Annotated in this window: 18 protein-coding genes; 5 read left to right on the top strand and 13 right to left on the bottom strand. The window is 68.0% G+C overall.

Translation table 11 applies throughout. The features are described 5' to 3' along the window. Positions 1-15: 15 nt before the first annotated feature. Genes ACN27E_RS25055 through ACN27E_RS25030 form a run of 6 tightly spaced genes read right to left on the bottom strand, consistent with a single transcriptional unit; the run spans position 16 to position 7,967 of the window. Positions 16-1,182, bottom strand: a complete 1,167-nt coding sequence (locus ACN27E_RS25055; protein ID WP_422745655.1) for a glycosyltransferase family 4 protein — start codon at positions 1,180-1,182, stop codon at positions 16-18. After that, positions 1,179-2,402 carry a hypothetical protein gene (locus tag ACN27E_RS25050; protein WP_422745652.1) on the bottom strand — a complete coding sequence of 408 codons (1,224 nt, stop codon included), beginning with the start codon at positions 2,400-2,402 and terminating at the stop codon, positions 1,179-1,181. Before ACN27E_RS25050 ends, ACN27E_RS25055 begins: the two co-directional genes overlap by 4 nt. A 7-nt stretch (positions 2,403-2,409) precedes the next feature. Further along, complete coding sequence (locus tag ACN27E_RS25045; RefSeq protein WP_422745651.1) at positions 2,410-4,143, bottom strand: hypothetical protein; 1,734 nt, start codon at positions 4,141-4,143, stop codon at positions 2,410-2,412. Then, entirely contained in the window at positions 4,140-5,828 is a 1,689-nt protein-coding gene (locus ACN27E_RS25040) for a glycosyltransferase family 2 protein (protein ID WP_422745649.1), read from the bottom strand. Before ACN27E_RS25040 ends, ACN27E_RS25045 begins: the two co-directional genes overlap by 4 nt. Beyond that, the gene (locus ACN27E_RS25035; protein ID WP_422745647.1) at positions 5,821-7,125 is read right to left on the bottom strand and encodes a hypothetical protein; all 1,305 of its coding nucleotides are present in this window, start codon (positions 7,123-7,125) and stop codon (positions 5,821-5,823) included. Before ACN27E_RS25035 ends, ACN27E_RS25040 begins: the two co-directional genes overlap by 8 nt. Then, positions 7,122-7,967: a glycosyltransferase family 2 protein gene (locus tag ACN27E_RS25030; protein ID WP_422750108.1), complete on the bottom strand. Its 846-nt coding sequence runs from the start codon at positions 7,965-7,967 to the stop codon at positions 7,122-7,124. Before ACN27E_RS25030 ends, ACN27E_RS25035 begins: the two co-directional genes overlap by 4 nt. An 834-nt stretch (positions 7,968-8,801) precedes the next feature. Here ACN27E_RS25030 and ACN27E_RS25025 point away from each other — a divergent pair. The 5 genes from ACN27E_RS25025 to ACN27E_RS25005 are packed head-to-tail and all read left to right on the top strand — an operon-like array spanning position 8,802 to position 13,208. Beyond that, on the top strand, positions 8,802-8,972 hold the full coding sequence (locus ACN27E_RS25025) for a hypothetical protein (RefSeq protein WP_422745645.1): 171 nt from the start codon (positions 8,802-8,804) through the stop codon (positions 8,970-8,972). Between the two features lie 19 nt (positions 8,973-8,991). Then, positions 8,992-10,353, top strand: coding sequence for an FAD-binding oxidoreductase (locus ACN27E_RS25020; protein ID WP_422745644.1), 1,362 nt, complete (start codon positions 8,992-8,994; stop codon positions 10,351-10,353). A 47-nt stretch (positions 10,354-10,400) separates the two neighbouring features. After that, the gene (gene speB, locus ACN27E_RS25015; RefSeq protein WP_422745643.1) at positions 10,401-11,372 is read left to right on the top strand and encodes an agmatinase; all 972 of its coding nucleotides are present in this window, start codon (positions 10,401-10,403) and stop codon (positions 11,370-11,372) included. Between the two features lie 25 nt (positions 11,373-11,397). Beyond that, on the top strand, positions 11,398-12,624 hold the full coding sequence (locus ACN27E_RS25010; RefSeq protein ID WP_422745641.1) for a cytochrome P450: 1,227 nt from the start codon (positions 11,398-11,400) through the stop codon (positions 12,622-12,624). Then, positions 12,624-13,208, top strand: coding sequence for a TetR/AcrR family transcriptional regulator (locus ACN27E_RS25005; protein WP_422745639.1), 585 nt, complete (start codon positions 12,624-12,626; stop codon positions 13,206-13,208). The genes ACN27E_RS25010 and ACN27E_RS25005 overlap by 1 nt, the downstream gene beginning before the upstream one ends. Here ACN27E_RS25005 and ACN27E_RS25000 read toward each other — a convergent pair. The 7 genes from ACN27E_RS25000 to ACN27E_RS24970 form a co-directional block, all read right to left on the bottom strand. After that, the gene (locus ACN27E_RS25000; RefSeq protein ID WP_422745637.1) at positions 13,180-13,896 is read right to left on the bottom strand and encodes a siderophore-interacting protein; all 717 of its coding nucleotides are present in this window, start codon (positions 13,894-13,896) and stop codon (positions 13,180-13,182) included. The genes ACN27E_RS25005 and ACN27E_RS25000 overlap by 29 nt on opposite strands. A gap of 147 nt (positions 13,897-14,043) precedes the next feature. After that, on the bottom strand, positions 14,044-14,475 hold the full coding sequence (locus tag ACN27E_RS24995) for a hypothetical protein (protein ID WP_422745636.1): 432 nt from the start codon (positions 14,473-14,475) through the stop codon (positions 14,044-14,046). Between the two features lie 121 nt (positions 14,476-14,596). Continuing rightward, a complete protein-coding gene (locus ACN27E_RS24990) occupies positions 14,597-15,076 on the bottom strand; it encodes a hypothetical protein (protein ID WP_422745634.1) in 480 nt (159 codons plus the stop codon). Then, positions 15,073-16,779 (bottom strand): glycohydrolase toxin TNT-related protein, encoded by a 1,707-nt coding sequence (locus ACN27E_RS24985; protein ID WP_422745632.1) that lies wholly within the window; start codon positions 16,777-16,779, stop codon positions 15,073-15,075. Before ACN27E_RS24985 ends, ACN27E_RS24990 begins: the two co-directional genes overlap by 4 nt. A 4-nt stretch (positions 16,780-16,783) precedes the next feature. After that, positions 16,784-17,104 carry a WXG100 family type VII secretion target gene (locus tag ACN27E_RS24980; RefSeq protein WP_422745630.1) on the bottom strand — a complete coding sequence of 107 codons (321 nt, stop codon included), beginning with the start codon at positions 17,102-17,104 and terminating at the stop codon, positions 16,784-16,786. A 73-nt stretch (positions 17,105-17,177) separates the two neighbouring features. Next, entirely contained in the window at positions 17,178-18,326 is a 1,149-nt protein-coding gene (locus ACN27E_RS24975; RefSeq protein WP_422750106.1) for an acyltransferase family protein, read from the bottom strand. A 43-nt stretch (positions 18,327-18,369) separates the two neighbouring features. Continuing rightward, positions 18,370-20,046 (bottom strand): DEAD/DEAH box helicase, encoded by a 1,677-nt coding sequence (locus tag ACN27E_RS24970; protein ID WP_422745628.1) that lies wholly within the window; start codon positions 20,044-20,046, stop codon positions 18,370-18,372.

Below are 20,046 nucleotides of genomic sequence, written 5' to 3'. Positions count from 1 at the left end.
TCTCGAACGCACGATCTACCCCCATCCCCCGCCGCCGCGGTAGACCTCCGCGATCCGATCGGCGCGGATGTCGGCGGTATAGGCCCGGCGCACCCGGTCCTGTCCCGCCCGGGCGATGCGTGCGCGGAGCTGTCCGTCCCGCAACAGCCGGGACAGCGCCCCGGCCAGGGCTCCAGGGTCTCCCGGCGCGACGAGGAGGCCGGTGCGGTCGTGGGTGATGAACTCGAGCGGGCCACCGGACGCGCTCGCCACGACGGGCACACCGCAGGCCTGCGCCTCGAGCAGGATGAGTCCGAAGGGTTCCTCGAACGACGGACAAGCCAGGATGTCGACCGCCTGCAGGACCGCGGGAACGTCGTCGACCTGGGGCACGATGCGCAGCGCATCGCCGAGGAGCCGGTCGCCGAGGGTCCGGAGCTCGGCCAGATATCCGCCGCCGTCTTTGCTGGGGGAACCCACCAGCGCCAGCTGCGCCTCGACCCCCGAGGCCCGCAGCTCCGCCACCGCCTCGACGAGGACGTGCAGACCCTTCTCGGGGTCGAGGCGACCGACGGCGGCGATCAGCGGGACCTCGGGCGCGGCGGCCAGCCGGGTGCGCCAGTCACCCGGCGCGGCGGCGGCGCCGAAGCGCTCGACGTCGACGCTCTGCGGCACCACCACGACCTTTTCACGCGCCCACCGAGGCAGCTGGTCACGCACCGCCGAGCTGATCGCGATGGCCCGGCCGGCGATCCGCACCGCCACCCCCATGAACAGCCGCCCGATGCCGGGCGCCACGATGTCGTGCAGCTCGAGCACCGGCGTCGCGCCGGTGACGCGGCCCGCCACCGCGCAGTCGAAATGCGTGATGAGGCAATTGGAGTGAATGACCTCCGCGCGGCTACGGCGCACCAGCGTGACGATGCCGATGATCGCCCGCACCGTGCGGATCGGTAACCGCGCCAGTTCAGCCACGCTGTTGAAGCCCCTACCTGTGTTGGGCCGGAAACCCTGTCGCCGAGGCAGATCGAGGTCGTAGAACGTCAGACCCATGTCACGCCAGCGGCTCTCGAAGCTCCCGCTCCGCTCGGCGGCCAGCATCATCTCGAGTCCGCGAGACGACAACCGCGGCGTGACGTTGAGCAGGCTGTGCTCGGTCCCCATCACGTCGCGAGCGGAGGACACCGCGAGGACCCTGGTCATCGCGCCAGCCTCGGCTCGCACACCAGCCGGGCGGGGCCGGCCGCGAGGACGTCGAGCGCCTGACGCATCTGCGCAGCGTCGACCGCGTTGTCGTGGAAACTGGCCGTCGCGATGGTGGAGTCGCGGGTGTGGGTCAGCGCGATCGTCACGCCCAGCGGTCCGTCGGGGTTCCCGCCCGCGGCGTAGATGCTCGGCTCGCCGAGGAAGAACGGAATGTGCTCGAGGTAGGGCGAATCTCCCAGATCGGTCACGGTCACCACCAGCGGCGCATGCGGGTCGTAGGAATCCGGCTGAGCCGTTCGGTATCCGAATCCACCCGCCCGTATGGACGTGAGGATCTGATTCGCGAGAGGCCGACCGGACCGCAGGGTGGTCTTGACCGACGCCGCGAACTCCTGCGGCGTCATGTCCGGCTCAAACCGCATCGGGACACCGGCGACGAAGTTGCCGTTGATCGGGCCGGCGCCCAGATACTTGCGCAGGTCCATCAGGACGTGGATGTCACGGGACACGGCCAAGCCGGCTGCCCGCATCGCGCTCAGCACGGCGCACGTCAGCAACACGAACCTGCTGGGCGTGGGAGTGAACCGCCGGCCCCAGTCGACCATCTCGTCGGTGCGGCTGCGCGGGAACGCCACCACGGCGGTGCGCCGCGACGGCTCCCAAGCCAGCATGGTGCCCGAGGCTTGCGGGTACTCCGGCTCGAACTTGTCGGCCAGCGCCGTGCGGATCAGCGAGGGATGCCGGCCGAAGGTGCGCAGCCCCGCGGTCAGCAGCGGGAACCGGCCCGTCGTATGCGACGACCACGGGGCCACCTGGCCGGTGAACGCGGTTTCCGCCACGCCGCCCAGGTACTCGAGGAAGCTGCGGCCGTCGCCGACGGCATGCGCCATCACCAGCCCGAGATGATGCGGATAGCGGATGAAGGTCAGCGGCCCGCCATCGCTGTGGCGCGTCCACATGTCGTCGAGCATGTCTCCGACGGGCTGGCCTGGGACGCCGGTTTCCTCGACGACCATCTGTTCGGGCCGGCGGTCGCCGATCCAGCGCCGTTGCGAGGCATCGAAGCGCCAATCCAGGCGGCTGTGCGGATAGGCCTCGGTCAACGCCCCGATGGCCTGTTCGATCTCCGCGACGGCCGGCGTGTCGAACGGACCGATGATCAGGGCGGGTCGCGAAGAGCGCCACGGCCGGTCGCGGCGCTCCACCGTGTGCGTCACCGGCCGGTCACCTCGTCGGGGGGCGGTGGACGTAGACGCCGAGATCTCGTTCGTCTTCGACAGTCTGCCAGCGTGGGTCATCTCTGAGTCGCTCCCTCAAGTTCGTCACTGCGTCGTATGGGAAGAGCCCGAAATAGGCTCCGTAGTCGGCCATCGGTTCGGTCAGCACCAGATAGGTGGTGGCGTCGGTTCTGGCGTCGATAAGCGTCATGAACGCGTCGAAGTCCGCGTCGTCGGCGAAGTGCCTGCCCAGCAGCTCCGGCTGGAAGATCAGCGAATGATCGTATCGCTCATCGTATTCCGCGTAGCGGACGTACTGGCCGGCGCTGCGTTCCGGCCAGACCGGGCTCAGCGGGGTGATGTAGGCGGGATAGTCACCCTGGGTCAGCAGATCGTCGGCGGCCCTCACCTGCGCCGCGGTCAGCAGGTTGGTCGACCAGTTGCCGAAGTACGCCTGCGCCGAGGCCGCCGTCACCAGGAGCAGAACCGCCACAGCCCCGGCCGCACGCGCGGTGGCGGCACGCAGGCCGGCCAGCAGGATCGGGGCGAACAACAGGGCGCACCCCGGCAACGAGTACAAGAAGACGCGGAAGACCGCCTCGCCCCCGTAGCCCTGGCCCCCGAGGATAAGGACCGGACTCAGCGCCAGCACGCCCAGCGCCCACACCGGTTGTCCTCTGCGCCAACGGATGACGAGCACCAGCGCCGCGCCACACCACATGGCCACCGACAGCGTCCGCATCACCGTGCTGGTGAGCAGCTGACCGACGGCACCGGGCCCCGGGATGTTGGTCGAGGCGTTGCCGACGACGTCGAGGGAGAAGTTGGCGTATTCGCGGGTGGTCTCGAAGTTGTAGAAGAACAACGCCAACAGCATCGCGGCCATCGGCAGCAGAATCCACCACGGCCTGAACTTGCGCCCGGCCACGAGCAGTCCGACCGCGAGAAAGATCCAGTAAGGGGTCAGCTGGTGGGAGATGGTGATCGCGGCGAAGAGCACCAGGATCAGCGGAACGGCCACCGGGCGTTCCCGCGACAGGCCCGCCAGGGTGAACAGGGCGACAGTCAGCAGCATCGCCACCGCCTGGGGGGCGAAGTAGTCCTGCTCCACCCAGTTGAGGGTGACCACGATGAACGCGGCCACCAGCCCCTGGTCCGTGCCGAGCCGCCATGCGCGCGCCGCCGCGTACACCAGCCCGGCCATGGCGAGGTGGAAGAAGAGCGTGAACCAGTGCGCGACGTCGATCGGCGGGACGCCGGTGAGATCGGAGAACCAGGCGGTGACCGCGAACAGGCCGGGCCACCCGTTGTAGACGTCCACCCCATGTGCCAGAGCATGATTCGCCTGGATGTAGTCGACGACGCCGAGGTGTTTGTAGGTCCACGCGTACATCGGGACCTCGGTCGAGACCACCCGCGGTAATCGCTGGCACACGATCATGGCGACCGTGGCAGCCACCGCCGCGGAGGCGTTCCTCTGGCGGATGGCGATCGCGAAGGCGCCCGCGGCGAGCAGGATGGACAACGCGTACAGGGGCGAGGCGGCGGCCAGCAGTCCGAACTGGCTGGCGGGGGCGGACGGGATCGTCCGAACCCCGTAGGCGAACGCGCCCAGGCAGGCGAGCAGGACGAGCCACGGCAGTCGAAGTGACAGCCACGGTGAGCGGCGCCGATCGGCGACCTCGCCAGTCGTCGGGTCGGCCGGGGCGTGGCGTCCCTTGCCGGCCACCGCCGTGTTCACGCCGTGGTCCGTTCACGTCGGGCCAGCACCGCGCAGCGGGAGAGGGCGCCGACCACGGTGGCGAGCGCCAGGCCCGTCAGCACCGCCGGGGGGTCGTAGACACCGATCATCAGTAGTCCGGTGACGGCGAGGACGCAGACGGCCAGTCCAGCGGTCGGGATCAGGGCCAGCCTCGCGGACCGCGGCAGTTGCGCGAAGAAGGAGACCGCGAGGCAACCGGGGCCGGTCAGCACGAACGCGGCGATGATCAGTGCGCGTAGGCCCGGGGGCAACGCCTGCACCGTGCCCAGCGCCGCGACGGCTCCGGCCAACAGGCCGCTCAGCGCGAGCCGACCCGACGTGCCGGCAGGTCCGGACTCGCCCCACATGCGTCCGTGACGGACGTCGAAGTGCCGCAGTAACACCGGGCGCGGCCTCAGTGGCGCCGCACGGCGCCCCGACAGGCGCCCACGCACCAGTGACCACGGTCCAAGGATCACTCCGGACATCTCGGCCCGCTTGAGGGACCGTAGGCCCGGCGCGGCGTCGGCCGAGGCATCGTCGCGCACCTCGGTGACCCGGCCCAGGTGGCGCAGCCCGATCACCAGGCGGCTGACGACGAGGGTGAAGGTGCGGGGGCTCACGAGGAGTTTGGTGATCCACGCGCTGAGGCCGATTCCGTAATTGTGCATCTGGGTGCGCAGTCCCTCGACGGTCCGCCGGTGGCTGTGCCACACGACCGCCGCGGGTTCCCTGACCAGCAGGTGACCCGCGACCATTATGCGCAGGAAGATGTCCACATCCTCGCCGCTGCCCGTCGGGGCACCCGCGCCGAGGGCCTCGTCGAACCCGCCGAGCTCGGTCACGACGGTGCGGCGCACCGCGAAATTGGCGCCGGTGCCGAACTCCGAGACCTCCAGCGGGAACAGCCCGCCGCCCGATGGGGTCCGCAGGTCGTAGACCGCCGGATCCCACCGCTGCGCCCAGCCGACGCGCCGGTCGAAATACGACTGCGCCGGCGTGACCAGTTCGGAGGTCGGCACCATGCCGCAGACGCAGGCGACGCGCTCGTCGCGGGCGAAGCCGTGCGCGAGGTTGCGCAGCCACCTCCGGTCGATCACCACGTCGTCGTCGGTGAAGGCCACGATGTCATGGCGCGCGTCGCGCAGACCCACGTTGCGAGCAACCGACAATCCCTGCCCGACCGCGTCGACGACTCGCACCGACCGGCCCCGGTAGGCCTCCACGACCGGGCGGGTCAATCCGCTCGCCGGGTTGTTGTCGACGATCAGCACCTCGAATTCGGGGTAGTCGAGACCGCCGAGGCTGCCGAGGACGGTGCGCAGCTGATCCGGCCGGTCCCGGGTGCAGATGACGATCGAGATCGGCGGGCGTACGGCGTGGCGGTCCAGGGGGGCCGGGTCGGCCAGCCCCCCGGCCGCCTCCCGCACCGCGGCGAGGTCGATCTCGCCGCGCTCGATGCCGACCTCCACCGACCCGCGTGGACGGTCGGCGTTCCAGATCAGCAGCCGCGCCCGCCGGTAGCCGTCCGCGCCGGCCAGCCGCGCCCGGTCACCGTCGAGCCCACGCTGGTCTATCTCACCGATCCACGTGGCGCCGTCCCATCCCGGTGCGCCGTCGTCGGGCAGCACCGGATGCAGCGTCGGGACCGGCCCGGCCGGCCGGAGTGCGTCGGTGCTAGACATCCGCGCACACCTCCTCGCGATGACGGAGAACCCGGAAGTGAACGCCGGCTGCGACGGTGAGCCCGATCTGGTGCACCAGCACCGCAACGGCTCCGCCCAGGGCTCCGTAGGCATCGCACAGGACCGGCATCACGGCGATCATCACCAGCGCGCCAACCGAATTGAAGACCAGGGGCATGCGCAGGCTGCGGCGGGCCTGCTGCAGCGCCGCCCAGACGATGTAGGGCACCCGGCAGATCGTCGCGGCACAGAGCACAGCGACGACGGCGAGCGTATCGGAGACGCCGTACTGGGGATTGAGGAACTGCAGCGCCGTGGGCACGACCAGAACAACCGCGGCGGTGCCCGCGATCGTGAGCGCTCCCGCGCGCAGCAGGATTCCGCGCGCCATGGTGCCCGCGTGCTCGGGTGAGCTCGAGGCGTGCACCACCAAAGAGACCGCCATGGCGGCGGCGATGTAGTCGAACGTGGTGACGATCGAGAACGACAGTGCGAACAAGGCGCCGCCGGCGGCGCCGGCGAACACGGTCACGAGGAACGGCGTGAGTGTCACCACGCCGATCCCCATCGCGGACAACGCGACGGTGCGCACCACGACGCGCCGGAACTCTGCAGAAGCGCGGTCCGCCGAGATCATCGCGGTCGTCGGCAACTCGCGCCCGTCGACGATGATCCGGATCAGGACGGGCTGAACGATCAGGACGATGACCAGCACCGGCAGGACGACGGCCAGTTCTACGCTGTGCCAGCCCACATAGACCGAGAGCGCCGCCAACAGAACGATTTTCGCCAACCCGAGCGAGATGTTGACCGTCGGAACCCAGGCCGCCCGCCCGACCGCGGTCATCGTGGCGTTCTGCAGGTTGAACGACGCCCAGCCGATGATGCCCACCGCCACGAGGACCGCGACCGCCGTCGAACCCCGGACCTGCTCGAGCAGAAGTGTGGTGCCCAGGGCGCCCAGCACACCGGCCGTCAGGGCCAGCGCCAGGAAGACACGCTGACCCATCCAGTAGATGCGGGGGCGGGCCGTTCCGACGGCGGGCAGCAGCGCACTGTAGGCGTCACCGACACCGACGGCGACGACATTGCCCACCGCGAGGATCACCGCGAGAATCGCGGTCATGACACCAAGGTGTTCCGGCGCCACGAATCGGGCCGCGAACCCCCAGAACGCGACGCCCAGGCCGGCGTTCGCCACCGACGACAGGGCCATGGCGGCGGCGTCACGATGGACCCGCCGGACGCCGAATCGCGAGCGGGCTTCGCGCGCAGGCGAGTCCGTCAGCGCGGTCACGATGCCCTCTCCGACCCCTCTGTCATCACGAGATTCGTTGCCACAGGCCTAATCCGCAGCCGGATCGGACTGCGACGATCCGACTTCGCCACGCGGCGCGCCGCAACGAACTCGCGCCGGATGGTGCGCAGGACCCGCACGCCGTCGCGCACGGCGTTGAGATTGCTGTCTCCGTGGATGCGCGACGCCTCGAAGCTGTACACCTCGGCCACCGACAGTCGGCTCATCGCCACCCGGACGTTGATCAGCGTCTCGATCTCGAAACCGTCACCCCACTGGTCGACGTCGCTGTCGGTGGCGGGCAGTCGCATCGCGTCCAGGCACTCGCGCCGGAATGCGTTGTATCCGTAGCAGAGGTCGGTGTAGCGGCACGGGAATAGGACGTTAACCACCGCGTTCAACCCCCAGTTGCCCGCTCGCCGGAAACGGGTGATGTCAGCACTCCCGCCGCCTTCGACGAATCGCGAGCCCTTGGCATAGTCAGCTCCCGCGGTCAGCGCCGCGACGTAGCGCGGGATCTCACCGGGGTCGGTGCTGCCGTCGGCGTCGATCATCACGATGATGTCACCTGTCGCGGCTTTGAATCCGCACGCGAGTGCGTTGCCCTTACCCGAACGAGTCTGCTTGACCTGCAGGGCATCTGGCCACAGTCGGCGACTCACCTCGACCGTGTCGTCGACTGATCGGCCGTCGACGAACACGATTTCGTCGACGTCGACAGGCATCCGTGCCGCAACATGAGGCAGGTTGCGGGCCTCATTCAGCGCGGGAATGACGACCGACACCTTGGGCCGCTCGCCGATGGTGGACAGTTCGCCCCAGATCTTGGTGTTCGTGGCCATTCCCGTCTTCCTGTATTCGGATTGATGGAAGTGCGTTCGTGAAGTGCGGTGGTGTTGCGCGGTGACCACTTCGGCCCTGTACGCGGCGTTCGTCGGGTGGATCCGCCAGTGCGATCCGGCCGGCGCTAGGGGCACCGACCCTGGTTCGAAGAAACGAGAGCACACCGCTCGAATTTTCTTACCGAGCAGTAAGTTCATCCGCGAACAAACATCGCACAGACATAGCTGTCGATCAACTCGGGCGGCGCAGCGCGGCCTCCGAAAGCGGGGTACCGAACCGGATTCTCGCACGCAAATGCCTGTTTTCAACGTCGGAACAGGTCGGCGTCAGGTTGCGGCTCGAAGTAGCCACAAATTTGCCCAATATGCGCGCGACCGTCAATTTACTGGAGATCGGAATGTCAGAGCGTGGCCTCATCGCGCCGCTCACGCGACGGTTTGCATGCCTGTGATCAGCCACGATCGGAGCAAGTCACAATTTGACAGCTAGGTCAAGAAACGTAAGGCCGACGACGGGCCGAGCAGGCAGAATCGCCGCGAACATCGTATGCGGAGCGTTGCGGGCGCACGCCCAAGCCGGGCGCTGCCGGAGTTTCGGCCCGCCAGCTCTGACCCGTTTGTGACGCCTCGCGAAATGTGTCCGGCGTCACATCACGGAATCGCTGTACCGCGACGCCCGAACCTTCGACGGCGCCAATCCTTTCGGTGACCTGCGGAAATCCTGTGAATTACCTGCCGCAGGAGACGGCCGATGGCCCGAAGCTACTCCACCCGGGCGGAGGCGGTCGCTGAGGCGCGGACGCGTCGAACTGTTCCGCAGGTGTCCTGGGCAAGATGATCTCGCCGCAGAACCTGGCGATCGCCTCGGCCGCGGCCGGGCTCGACGGCAAAGAGCGAGAGATCTTCTGGCGGGTCGCCCTCGGGAGTCCGGGCTTCCTGGCGCTGATGTGTGCGCTATCGGCGCTGCAGGCCGGCCCGGTGCTGTCCTGGATGGTGCCGTCGTGAGCGCTCGTAGCATGAGGCCATGGATGCGCTGGCCGAGCTGAAGTCCGAACTGCCCGACGGTGTCGTGGTCACCGACCCGGACATCGTCGCCTCCTACCGGCAGGACCGGGCCGCCGACCCGAGTGCGGGGACGGCGCTGTCCGTCATCCGGCCCACCCGCACCGAGGAGGTACAGACGGTGCTGCGCTGGGCCTCGGCACACCGGATCGCGGTCGTGCCGCGCGGTATGGGTACCGGGCTGTCCGGCGGTGCAACGGCACTGGACGGAGCGGTGGTGCTGTCCACGGAGAAGATGCGGGACATCGCCGTCGACACGGTCACCCGCACGGCGGTGGTGCAGCCGGGCCTGCTCAACGCCGAGGTCAAGAAGGCCGTCGCCGAGCACGGCCTGTGGTACCCGCCCGACCCGTCGTCCTACGAGATCTGCAGCATCGGGGGCAACGTCGCCACCAACGCCGGCGGCCTGTGCTGTGTGAAATACGGCGTCACCACCGATTACGTTCTCGCACTGCAGGTCGTGCTCGCCGACGGCACCGCGGTGCGCCTGGGCGGCCCCCGGCTCAAGGACGTCGCCGGCCTGAGCCTGACCAAACTGTTCGTCGGCAGCGAAGGCACGCTCGGCATCATCACGGAGGTGACGCTGCGTCTGCTGCCGCCGCAGCACACCCCGTGCACGGTGGTGGCGACCTTCGATTCCGTGGAGACCGCCGCCGACGCGGTGGTCACCATCACCGGCCGGATCAGGCCGTCGATGCTGGAGTTCATGGATGCGGTCGCCATCAATGCGGTCGAGGACAAACTGCGGATGGGTCTGGACCGCAACGCCGCCGCCATGATGGTCGCCGCCTCCGACGACCGCGGCGCGGCGGGCACCGAGGACGCCGAGTTCATGGCGAAGGTGTTCGCCGATGCCGGCGCGACGGAGGTCTTTTCGACATCGGATCCCGACGAGGGCGAAGCTTTCGTCGCCGCCCGACGGTTCGCCATCCCGGCGGTCGAGGCCAAAGGCGCGCTGCTGCTCGAGGACGTCGGCGTGCCAGTGCCACGACTGGCCGATCTGTGCGCCGGCATCGAGAAGATCGCCGCCGATCGCGACTTGATGATCTCAGTGATAGCGCACGCCGGCGACGGCAACACCCACCCCCTGATCGTGTTCGACCCGGCCGACGCCGCGATGGCCGAGCGCGCGCAGACCGCGTTCGGCGAGATCATGGACCTCGCCGTCGGACTGGGCGGAACGATCACCGGTGAACACGGGGTCGGCCGCCTCAAGCGGCCGTGGCTGGCGGGTCAGATCGGGCCCGAGGCGATGGAACTGAACCGCCGCATCAAACAGGCACTCGATCCGCACGCCATCCTCAATCCGGGCGCCGGGTTCTAGGCGGCACCCGGCGGCTGATCCATAGACAGGAACGGGGAGACTGCGCGATGAGTGATGCTGGGCCGATCGGTGCGGTGCCCGCCGTCGAGGTGCCGCGCTACGCCGGAAAGGGGACCTTCGCCCGGATCGCCGACGTCCACGAGGTCGGCGATTACGACGTGGCGATCCTCGGGGTGCCCTTCGACGGGGGCACCTCTTACCGGCCGGGAGCCCGGTTCGGGCCGATGGCGGTCCGGCAGGCCGCCCGCACCTTGCGGCCGGGCTACCACGTCGAACTCGGCGTCGCACCGCTGGAGGTGGTGCAGGTCGTCGATGCCGGCGACGTCACCGTCACCCCGTTCGACATCGACGAGGCGTGCCGCCAGATCCAGCGCCACGCCGCCGACGTGCTGGGCGAGGGCGGCCACCGCCGCATTGTCTCCATCGGCGGGGACCACACCATCGCGCTGCCCAACCTGCGGGCGCTGCACGCGGTGCACGGACCGGTCGCCCTGGTGCACTTCGACGCCCATCTGGACACCTGGGACACCTATTTCAACGCCCCGGTCACCCACGGCACCATCTTCCGGCGGGCATTCGAGGAGGGTCTGTTGGTGGAGGACCACTCGATCCACATCGGGATCCGCGGACCGATCTACGACCGCGCCGACCTCGACGACGACGCCACGATGGGGTTCCGCATCATCCGCGCCGGTGACCTCGACGTCATGGGCATCGACGCGGCCGTCGACGTCATCCGGCGGCGGGTGGGCGACGAACCGGTGTATCTGTCCGTCGACATCGACGTGCTGGACCCCGCCTTCGCCCCCGGCACCGGCACACCCGAGTCCGGCGGGCTGACCGCGCGGGAACTGTTGCGAATGCTGCGGCGCCTCACCGGCCTGAACCTGGTCGGTGCGGATGTCGTCGAGGTCGCGCCGGCCTATGACCACGCCGAGATCACCTCGATCGCCGCGGCGACGGTGGTGTTCGACCTCGTGGCACTGATGGTCGAGGGTCGCCAGGTGGTTGACACTTAGGCTTCCAATGTCGTATGCATGAGACATGACGACGCGTCTGTCTCACGAGGTGCCCCGTTTCGAGCTGGCCTCGGCGCGGACCTGGGCGGCTCCGTGGTCGATGTATGCGGCGTTGCGCGACCACGATCCGGTGCACCGCGTCATACCTCCGGACGCCCCGCACCTGGACTACTACGTGCTCTCTCGACACGCCGACGTCTGGCGAGCCGCCCGCGACCACGAGACGTTCTCCTCGGCGCAGGGTCTGACCGTCAACTACGGCGAACTCGAACTGATCGGCCTGGCCGACAATCCGCCGTTCGTCATGCAGGATCCCCCGACGCACACCGCGTTTCGCAAGCTGGTCTCCCGGGGTTTCACGCCGCGGCAGGTCGAGGCGGTCGAACCGGCGGTGCGCGCCTTCGTCGTCGAGCGCATCGAGGGGTTGCGCGCGAACGGCGGAGGTGACATCGTCGCCGAACTCTTCAAACCGCTGCCGTCAATGGTGGTCGCCCATTATCTCGGGGTGCCTGAGGCGGATCGGGTGCAGTTCGACCACTGGACCGAGGCGATCATGGCCGCGAGCACCGAGGGCGGCGGGATCACCGACGCCGGTGACGCCATCGGCGCGATGATGGGGTACTTCACCGAGCTCATCGAATATCGCCGCCGTGAGCCGGGCGACGACACCATCTCGCATCTGGTGGCCGCGGGTGTGGGCGCCGACGGCGATCTGGCCGGGACACTGTCGGTGCTGGCTTTCACCTTCACGATGGTTACCGGCGGCAACGACACCACCACCGGAATGCTCGGCGGTACCGCCCAACTGCTGCATCAACGCCCCGATCAGCGGCGCCTGCTGGTCGAGTGCCCCGAGCTCATCCCCGATGCCATCGACGAATTCCTGCGACTGACCTCGCCGGTGCAGGGTCTGGCGCGCACCGCCACCCGTGACGTCACCATCGGTGACAGCACGATCCCCGCCGGACGCAAGGTCCTGCTGCTGTACGGCTCGGCCAACCGGGACGAACGTGAATTCGGTTCCGATGCCGGGGAACTCGACGTGAACCGACGGCCCCGCAATATCCTGACGTTCAGCCACGGCGCCCACTTCTGCCTCGGAGCGGCCGCGGCCCGCATGCAATCGCGGGTCGCGCTGACCGAATTGCTCGCGCGCTGCCCCGAATTCACGGTGGACGAGGGGCACATCGTCTGGGCCGGCGGCAGTTACGTACGGCGCCCGTTGTCGGTGCCGTTCACGGTCGGCAGCTGATGGCCGCCGGCTGGCTGGCTGACCGGCGCACCGAGGCCGCGGCCGACCGGATCCTCGATGCCGCTGGGGATCTGTTCACCCGCCGGGAGGCCGCCGACGTCGGAATGAACGAGATCGCCAGAGCCGCAGGATGTTCACGGGCGACGCTGTACCGGTACTTCGAGAACCGCGAAGCGTTGCAGACGGCGTATGCGCACCGCGAAGCGCAGCGGCTCTACCGGGTGCTCACCGAGCGCGTGGCCACGCTCACCGATCCGGCCGCACGCCTGGTCGAGGGCATGCTCACCGCCTTGCGCAGCGTGCGCGAAAACCCGGCGCTGTCTTCGTGGTTCGCGCCCACGGCGCGTCCGATCGGCGGTGAACTGGCCGAGCGGTCCGATGTGGTGGGGGCGATGGTCGGCGCATTCGTGCGGTCGCTGGGCGTCGAGGACGAGGTGACCGTCGACCGTCAGGCGCGTTGGCTCGTGCGGGTCCTGACGTCGCTGCTGATGTTTCCCGGCCGCGACGACGTCGAAGAGCGTGCGCTGCTCGAGGACTTCGTCGCGCCGGTGGTGGTCAGGCTTCCCAGTAACCCTGCGCCTTGATCGACTTCTTCGGGATCTTGTAGTCCTCCCGGAGGACCTTGGCCACCGCCCTGGTGGTGCGGTTGTCGCAGGCGACCCAGCCGAAGTGGTCAGCCGCGTCGAAGGCAGCGGCCGCAACCGTTTCGATCAGCGCCTCGCCGTTGTTCTTGCGGTCCACCCAGTGGACATCGGCCGAGCGCAGTACCGGCAGCTGCTTGTCCTCTTCGTGCTGGGCCTCCAGGAAGATCCGGGTGGGGGCGTCGCCGATGGCGGCCAGCAGCGAGTTGATGGCGGGCAGGGAGGCGGTGTCGCCGACGATCACGTAACCGGCCGGGCGTGGATCAGGCAGACCGAAGTTGCTGCCCAGCACCGTGACCTCGATGGTGTCCCCCGGCTGGGCGGCCTGCGCCCAGCGCGCGGCGGGACCGTCGTGCAGCGCGAACTCGATGTCGACGGTGTCGGCCACCGGATCGGGGTCGACCAGTGTGTAGCCGCGCTGATGCAGCTTCTCGCCGTCGTTGAACCACATCCGGATCCACTGCGTGGGGTGCAACGGCTTGTCGGCGAGCATGCCGCCGGCGGTGAAGCTCAACCTCAGGTAGTACGGCCCGATCTTTTGTCTGCCGGTGACGGTCATCTCGTAGTCGCCGGCGCGCATCAGCTTGAGCACCGCGCCGGAGAACCCGCGCGACGGCTTTCTGTCGGACATCTGTGCCACACCCTTCGTCTAGAAGTTAGGGCAGCTTAACCTAATTTCAAGGCGCTGTGCGGCGTCCGCGACGAGGGCCGCTGCGGGTCAATGCGCCCGTGATCCCATCTGCGATGCCGCTTGCCGATGTCCGCCGAGACGTCGATGTCACTCAGAGTCGTACATGTGTAAGACTCCGAGGTGAGCCGCCGCAAAGTTCTCGGCAATTCGTTCCTTCAACCACATGAGCCACGTCGTATCGGACTCGAAATTCGCTCGGTCAGCTCTGAGCATCTTCACAAGCTGCTCAAGGGGTACGTCGGGTCTAGGCACGAATTCAGTGAGGTAATGCCACTTCGCAGATCTGTCGTAAAGGCCGTGCTCATTCGGCGCCCACCCAGGTGCGATCATCACGTTGATCTCGAACTCACGGGCGGACCAGTAGATCTGAAGTTTGCAGTCCCACCTTCGGTAGAAAACTACCGCACCCGTCCTACCTCCCTCATCGACGCTGTCATCCACACCGTCCAAGACAAAACCGAGATCAGTCATGAGTGGGCCGATTACGGATTGGACGTCGGATACGAATTTCTTAGTCACGGTTCACCGGACTTCCACGACTTTCAGTGACCATTCACTCAACCTCGGCGACGTCTACTTCCATCAGGTGACTGAAAACCTGCGCTATCGACCGCGGCAGAACCACCAGGCCACCCTTAACCTACGCGATGTCGCTGCTGACCAGCTTCTCGAGATCATCTACCGGCATCAGCATGACGTGGCTGAACACTGTTGAGCTCGACACAGGCAAGATTGCGTCTCCGACCGAGGCTTGCAGTCGAACGAAGTAATACCGGTCTGTCGGCAAGACGTCCACGTATGGCGCAACCCCAGCCCGGTGAAGCCGGACGCCCAAAGGAGTGGAACCGATTGCGCTACGCGTTACAGATGCCCAATTCCAGATCAGGTATTTCTCCGCCAGTTCATAGGTCGAGAGCTTCGCAGTTGCTTCATAGAGTTTGCCGCGGTCGTCCATCTCGTCGACCACCCACCACCCAGAGTGCCGCCTTAAGAAGAAAGACTGATCGTCGGACGTGAAGGCAACCTGGTTTTCACCAAGCGACGCTGACACACGGGTCATGCCGGCCAGGTCGGTCCACTTCCGCCAGTTCGCCAGCAGCCGGGAATGATCAACCGTCATCGTCGGACCTCTCTCAGGAATCCCCAGTCGACAAGCACCTGCGCAGATGCCCTAACCCCGTCGGGGGCGATAATTCGATATTGCGTGCCGCCTCCCGGCTGGTGGAACCAAGGGGCTGCTATCGACTGTTCCACGCGCCAGCCCGGTGGGAGGTTCGCGGGATTGTCGACGACATAACCGAAGTATGGCTTCATGGCGCTGTCCGGAGGCAGCGACAACCCGGCGAAGGGTGTGCCCTCCGGAGCTAGGTACGTGCCGCCCGGGTAGCCGAACCGACCGAGTTCGGTGCCTCGCGGCAGTTCGACGTGATCGATGACCGTGCCGGGTATCGCGTAGGGCTTCTCCGGCGAACTGTCATCCGGGTAGATAAGACCGCCGTCCGGATTGGTGAACTCCGGGCCCGGCGGTATGGGGTCGTATCCGTCGAAGAGCGGAGAGTCTGCCGGAAGGGCCGGCGGTGGCCCGTCTGCTATGGGCGCCGGACCGTGGCTGTGTGTCGGTACGTCATGGACCGGGCCCTGGTGGTCTGGCAGCTGCAGAGGGTGATCTGCGGTGCCTGAGTGTGCGGGGCCGTGGAGGACGTCGTGCGGGATCGCGCCCGCGCCGGCCAGGTCGTCGAGGGCTCCGGCTCGGGCGACGAGGGCGCCTTCACCGCCGAAGACCACCCCGGGTGCGGCGGCCGCCGCATCGGCGGATTTCTCGCCCAGATAGTAGGCGGCGCTGGGTGAGTTCAGGGCGTGTTGGACCTCGTCGACGGCGGCGCTGACCGGATTGGTGAGTTGGTCGTTGGTGCTCTTGGCGAGATCGCGCCACGCCTCCAGGACGCCGGGTGCTCCCGGGCCGCCCTGCCCGATCAGCTCTTTGATGCCCTGTTCGGTCGCCCGCCAACGGTCACCGAACCCCTCACCGAATCCGGGCGCCGGCATCTTTGCCGGTGCGGGCGGCGTGTAGGCGGGCAGCGGCCGTTGCGCGGCGGCAACCATGGCGTCCAGACGCGCTTCGATCTGGTCGGGCGCCACACCCTCGCGTGCGAGCACCCCGCGGGCCAGGTTCTTGAACTCATCGACCTTCGCCGGATCCAGCGGGATCGGCGCCGACGAGGCCGCGGCACGCGGGTCAGTCGGGCGGATCGGCTGACCAGTTCCGGCGAGCTGACCCAGCGCGTCGTCCAGATCTGCCGGACCCGGGGCATGACCACCGGACTGCGCCGTCCCGGCAGCCGTGCTAATCGCCTGGGCCAGGTCCGCATCCAGGCGCTGCCCGTCAGCCACCGCAGCGGCGATCCGCCCCCGCAGATCAGTGACCTTGGCCGCGACCTGAGCGGCGTACTCCTCGGTCATGAAACTGGTGTCCGGAGGAATCACCGCGTTCGTCGACTCATCAACGGTCACCGCCGGCGCGGCGGCGGCATCATCGAGGATCCGCTTGATGGTCTCGGCGAGCGCCTCGGCCTCCTGCGCAACCCCATCCATGGCTCCGGCCGCGGTTGCCAGCCGGTCAGCCACCGAATCATGGTCGCTCGCAGTGGCTTCCATTGCGGTGCGCGCGGCCTCGGCACCGTGACCCTGCCATGCCGACACCGTGGTCAAAGACCGATAGAACTCAGCGGCCCCGCCGTGGCTGGCTGCCGACCCGCGAGTTGCCGTGACCAGGTCCTCGATCTCCGGAGCCCACCCCTTGAGCTCCCCGATGCTCAACGCCACGCCGTCAGCCCCCGGCGTTCAGACCCGCTTCGCCAATCCACCCAGCACCCTCGACGTCGGTGCGTTCATACGCGTCCGCTGCCTCCCGGTGCCCCTGCGCATGCTTCCGGGCGGACACCTCGAACCGCGCCGTCTCGGCCTCCCAGGCCGCCGACAACCCTGCCAAAGCCGCCCCCGCCGCGCCGGAGCCCAACGAGACCTCACCCGCTCGTGAGCGCGCCGCATCCTGAGCCGACCGGAACTCACCGGCATGCCCCTCCACCCGGGTCGCCGTTGCACGCAGCTCGACGGGATCGGCTCTCAGCGGCTCACCCGGATGACTCACCCAACCCCCTAGCGATGACGCTGCTCCCCCGTCGAGCCTAGCGGCGCCGTGCAGCCGGCCAGCGCACTGATTTTTAGCCCCGCACCCGGGTGAAGCGGTGCAGCAACCACGCCAGCGGAAGCGTGATGAGCATCGTCACGGCGAACAGCGCCAGCATCGAGCCCGTGTAGATCGGGTAGCGCAGGATCTCGACCATGGCCACCTCCATGGTGATCAGGTGAATCAGGAAGATCTCGTAGGAGATCTCACCGAGGAACACCATCGGCCGGCTGGCGAGCACCCGCGAATAGAGCCCGCGGTCGCCGAGCGCCAACGGCGCCACCACCAACGTCGCGATCACCGCGTAGAAGGCCGTCTTCGCCAGCGCCTCCCCCAGCCCGGCCGGTGAGGTTGTCGGCGCCCCGGCGATCGGTGTCGATGCGATCAGGTAACAGACCACCGCCAGCGGGATGCACACCAGTGCGTAGACGCGCACCCCCATGGCCTGCAGTACCGCGAGCAGCATCCCGCCGAGGAACCACACCAGATACGTCGGTAACCACAGCCGCGCGCCGTCGGGCAGCCAGTCCACCGAGTGCACCAGCCACAGCCACAGCGGCGAGATCGCGGCCAAACCCGCCAACCCCGCCAGCAGCACCCCCGGCCGCCAGCGTCGCCGACACAGCAGCACCAACAGCAGGTAGGCCAGCAACGGCAGGACGACGTAGTACGCGGCCTCGACCGCCAGACTCCACATCTGCGTCAGGCCCTGATGCAGGAACGAGTACAGGTAGTTGTCGGTGTAGATCTGGGTCAGCGTGAGGTTGCGGAACAGGCCCTCCCAGGTGTGCCCGGGATTGGGCCCCGCCGTACGGAAGTGGTAGACGAGGTAGGCCGCGAGGACCGTGACGACATAGGCCGGCATGATGCGGCGCACCCGGTGCCAGGCGTAGCGGCGCACCGACGGCGCCGTGGCGCCTTCGGAGTCGGGCCGCCGACGACAATCCGACACGGCAGCGGCCTGCACCCACGGCCGGAAGAGTAGGAACCCGGACAAGACGAAGAAGATCGGCACGCCGATCTCCATCCGGGAATACACCAGACCGGCGAAACCCTGCGCGTATCCACCCGTGGTGTAGGCCGCGTGGGTGAGCACCACGAGCAGGGCCGCCACCGCGCGCACCCCGGTCAGCGAGGCGACCCGGTCGACGGTGGAGACCGACTCCAGTCCGCCCTGATCCACACCCGCCGGTCCGGTGTGCCGGACGCCCCGGGATGCGGTCACGTCACTTGTTCTTGTGGCGCGCCTTGGGCCCACGGTCCGGCTCCAGGTGGATCAGCTGACCCTGGATGCGGGTGCGTTCGAGCTTCTTGAGGGTGTCCGGCGGCAGCTTCGCCGGAAGCTCCACCAGGGAATGATCCATCTTGATCGAGATGTGCCCGAAGTCGCTACGGTTGAGCCCACCCTCATTGGCGATCGCGCCGACGATAGCCCCGGGCATCACCTTGTGCCGCTTGCCGACGGCGATGCGGTAGGTGGCCAGATCCGTCCGGGCGGTCCGTTCCCGGGGCTTGCGTGGGCCGCCGTCCTCGCGGGCGGGACGCTCGCGGCGCTTCTCCGGGGGCGGCTCGGTCATCAGGAACGCTTCACCGTTGCGCGATTGCACCGCCAGCGCCGCCGCGATGTCGGCCAGCGGCACGTTGTTGTCGCGCTCGAAGTCCTCGATGAGCCGGCGGAACAGCTCGATGCCGGGAGCGTTGAGCGCTTCGCTGATCGAATCGCGGAACTTCTCCACCCGCTGGGCGTTGACGTCGTCGACCGATGGCAGCTGGATCTCCACCAGTTTCTGGCGGGTGACCCGTTCGATCGAGTTGAGCAGATGGCGCTCGCGCGGGGTGACGAACAGCAGCGCGGTGCCCGACCGTCCGGCCCGGCCGGTGCGCCCGATGCGGTGCACGTAGGACTCCGGGTCGTGCGGGATGTCGTAGTTGACGACGTGCGAGATGCGCTCGACATCCAGTCCCCGGGCGGCGACATCGGTGGCGACGAGAATGTCGATCGTGCCGTCCTTGAGCTGGGAGATCGTCCGCTCACGCACCGCCTGCGGGATGTCGCCGTTGATGGCCGCCGCGGCGAACCCACGGGCCCGCAGCTTCTCGGCGACCTCCTCGGTGGCCTGCTTGGTGCGGACGAAGACGATCATCGCGTCGCCCTGCTCGGTCTCCAGCAGCCGGGTCAGCGCATCCATCTTGCGCGGGTAGGACACCTGCAGATAGCGCTGCGTGATGTTCTCGGCGGTCTGGGTCTTCGCCTTGACCGTGACCTCGACCGGGTCGTGCAGATACTTGGCCGTAATTTTTTTGATCGCCGGCGGCATCGTCGCCGAGAACAGCGCGACCTGCTTGTACTCCGGGGTGTCGGCCAGGATGCGCTCGACGTCCTCGGCGAACCCCATCTGCAGCATCTCGTCGGCCTCGTCGAGCACCATGTAGTCCAGATGCGAGAGGTCCAGACTGCCCTTGTCCAGGTGGTCGATGACCCGGCCCGGCGTACCGACCACGACCTGTGCGCCGCGTTTGAGGCCGGCCAGCTGCGGACCGTAGGAGGATCCGCCGTAGACCGGCAGCACGTTCACGTTCAGGTGGGCGCCGTAGCGACCGAATGCCTCGGCGACCTGCAGGGCCAGCTCGCGGGTGGGCGCCAGCACCAACGCCTGGGTGGTGCGGCTACCGGTGTCGATCTTGGACAGAATGGGGATGGCGAAGGCCGCGGTCTTACCGGTGCCGGTCTGGGCGAGGCCGACGACATCGGAACCGGCGAGCATCGCCGGAATCGTGGCGGCCTGGATCGCCGACGGCGACTCATACCCCACATCGGTGACGGCACGCAGCACGTCCGGGTGAATATGCAGGTCAGCGAACGTGGGATCGGCGCCGGGTTCGACCGGTTCTGGCGAGGTCAT

Origin of the sequence: Mycobacterium sp. WMMD1722 (genome assembly GCF_049315205.1) — a bacterium.
In the GTDB taxonomy this organism is placed as follows: Bacteria; Actinomycetota; Actinomycetes; order Mycobacteriales; family Mycobacteriaceae; genus Mycobacterium.
Note: the sequence above shows the minus strand (reverse complement) of the source record. Positions and strands in the feature narration are given on the sequence as shown.

Bases quoted from the DNA above. Each gene is read 5' to 3' on its own strand.
- ACN27E_RS24970 (WP_422745628.1), bottom strand. From the start codon at position 20,046: ATGACCTCGCCAGAACCGGTCGAACCCGGCGCCGATCCCACGTTCGCT.
- ACN27E_RS25005 (WP_422745639.1), top strand. From the start codon at position 12,624: ATGGCCGCCGGCTGGCTGGCTGACCGGCGCACCGAGGCCGCGGCCGAC.
- speB (WP_422745643.1), top strand. From the start codon at position 10,401: ATGAGTGATGCTGGGCCGATCGGTGCGGTGCCCGCCGTCGAGGTGCCG.
- ACN27E_RS25000 (WP_422745637.1), bottom strand. From the start codon at position 13,896: ATGTCCGACAGAAAGCCGTCGCGCGGGTTCTCCGGCGCGGTGCTCAAG.
- ACN27E_RS25040 (WP_422745649.1), bottom strand. From the start codon at position 5,828: ATGTCTAGCACCGACGCACTCCGGCCGGCCGGGCCGGTCCCGACGCTG.
- ACN27E_RS25010 (WP_422745641.1), top strand. From the start codon at position 11,398: ATGACGACGCGTCTGTCTCACGAGGTGCCCCGTTTCGAGCTGGCCTCG.
- ACN27E_RS24990 (WP_422745634.1), bottom strand. From the start codon at position 15,076: ATGACGGTTGATCATTCCCGGCTGCTGGCGAACTGGCGGAAGTGGACC.
- ACN27E_RS25020 (WP_422745644.1), top strand. From the start codon at position 8,992: ATGGATGCGCTGGCCGAGCTGAAGTCCGAACTGCCCGACGGTGTCGTG.
- ACN27E_RS25025 (WP_422745645.1), top strand. From the start codon at position 8,802: ATGATCTCGCCGCAGAACCTGGCGATCGCCTCGGCCGCGGCCGGGCTC.
- ACN27E_RS25030 (WP_422750108.1), bottom strand. From the start codon at position 7,967: ATGGCCACGAACACCAAGATCTGGGGCGAACTGTCCACCATCGGCGAG.
- ACN27E_RS25055 (WP_422745655.1), bottom strand. From the start codon at position 1,182: ATGACCAGGGTCCTCGCGGTGTCCTCCGCTCGCGACGTGATGGGGACC.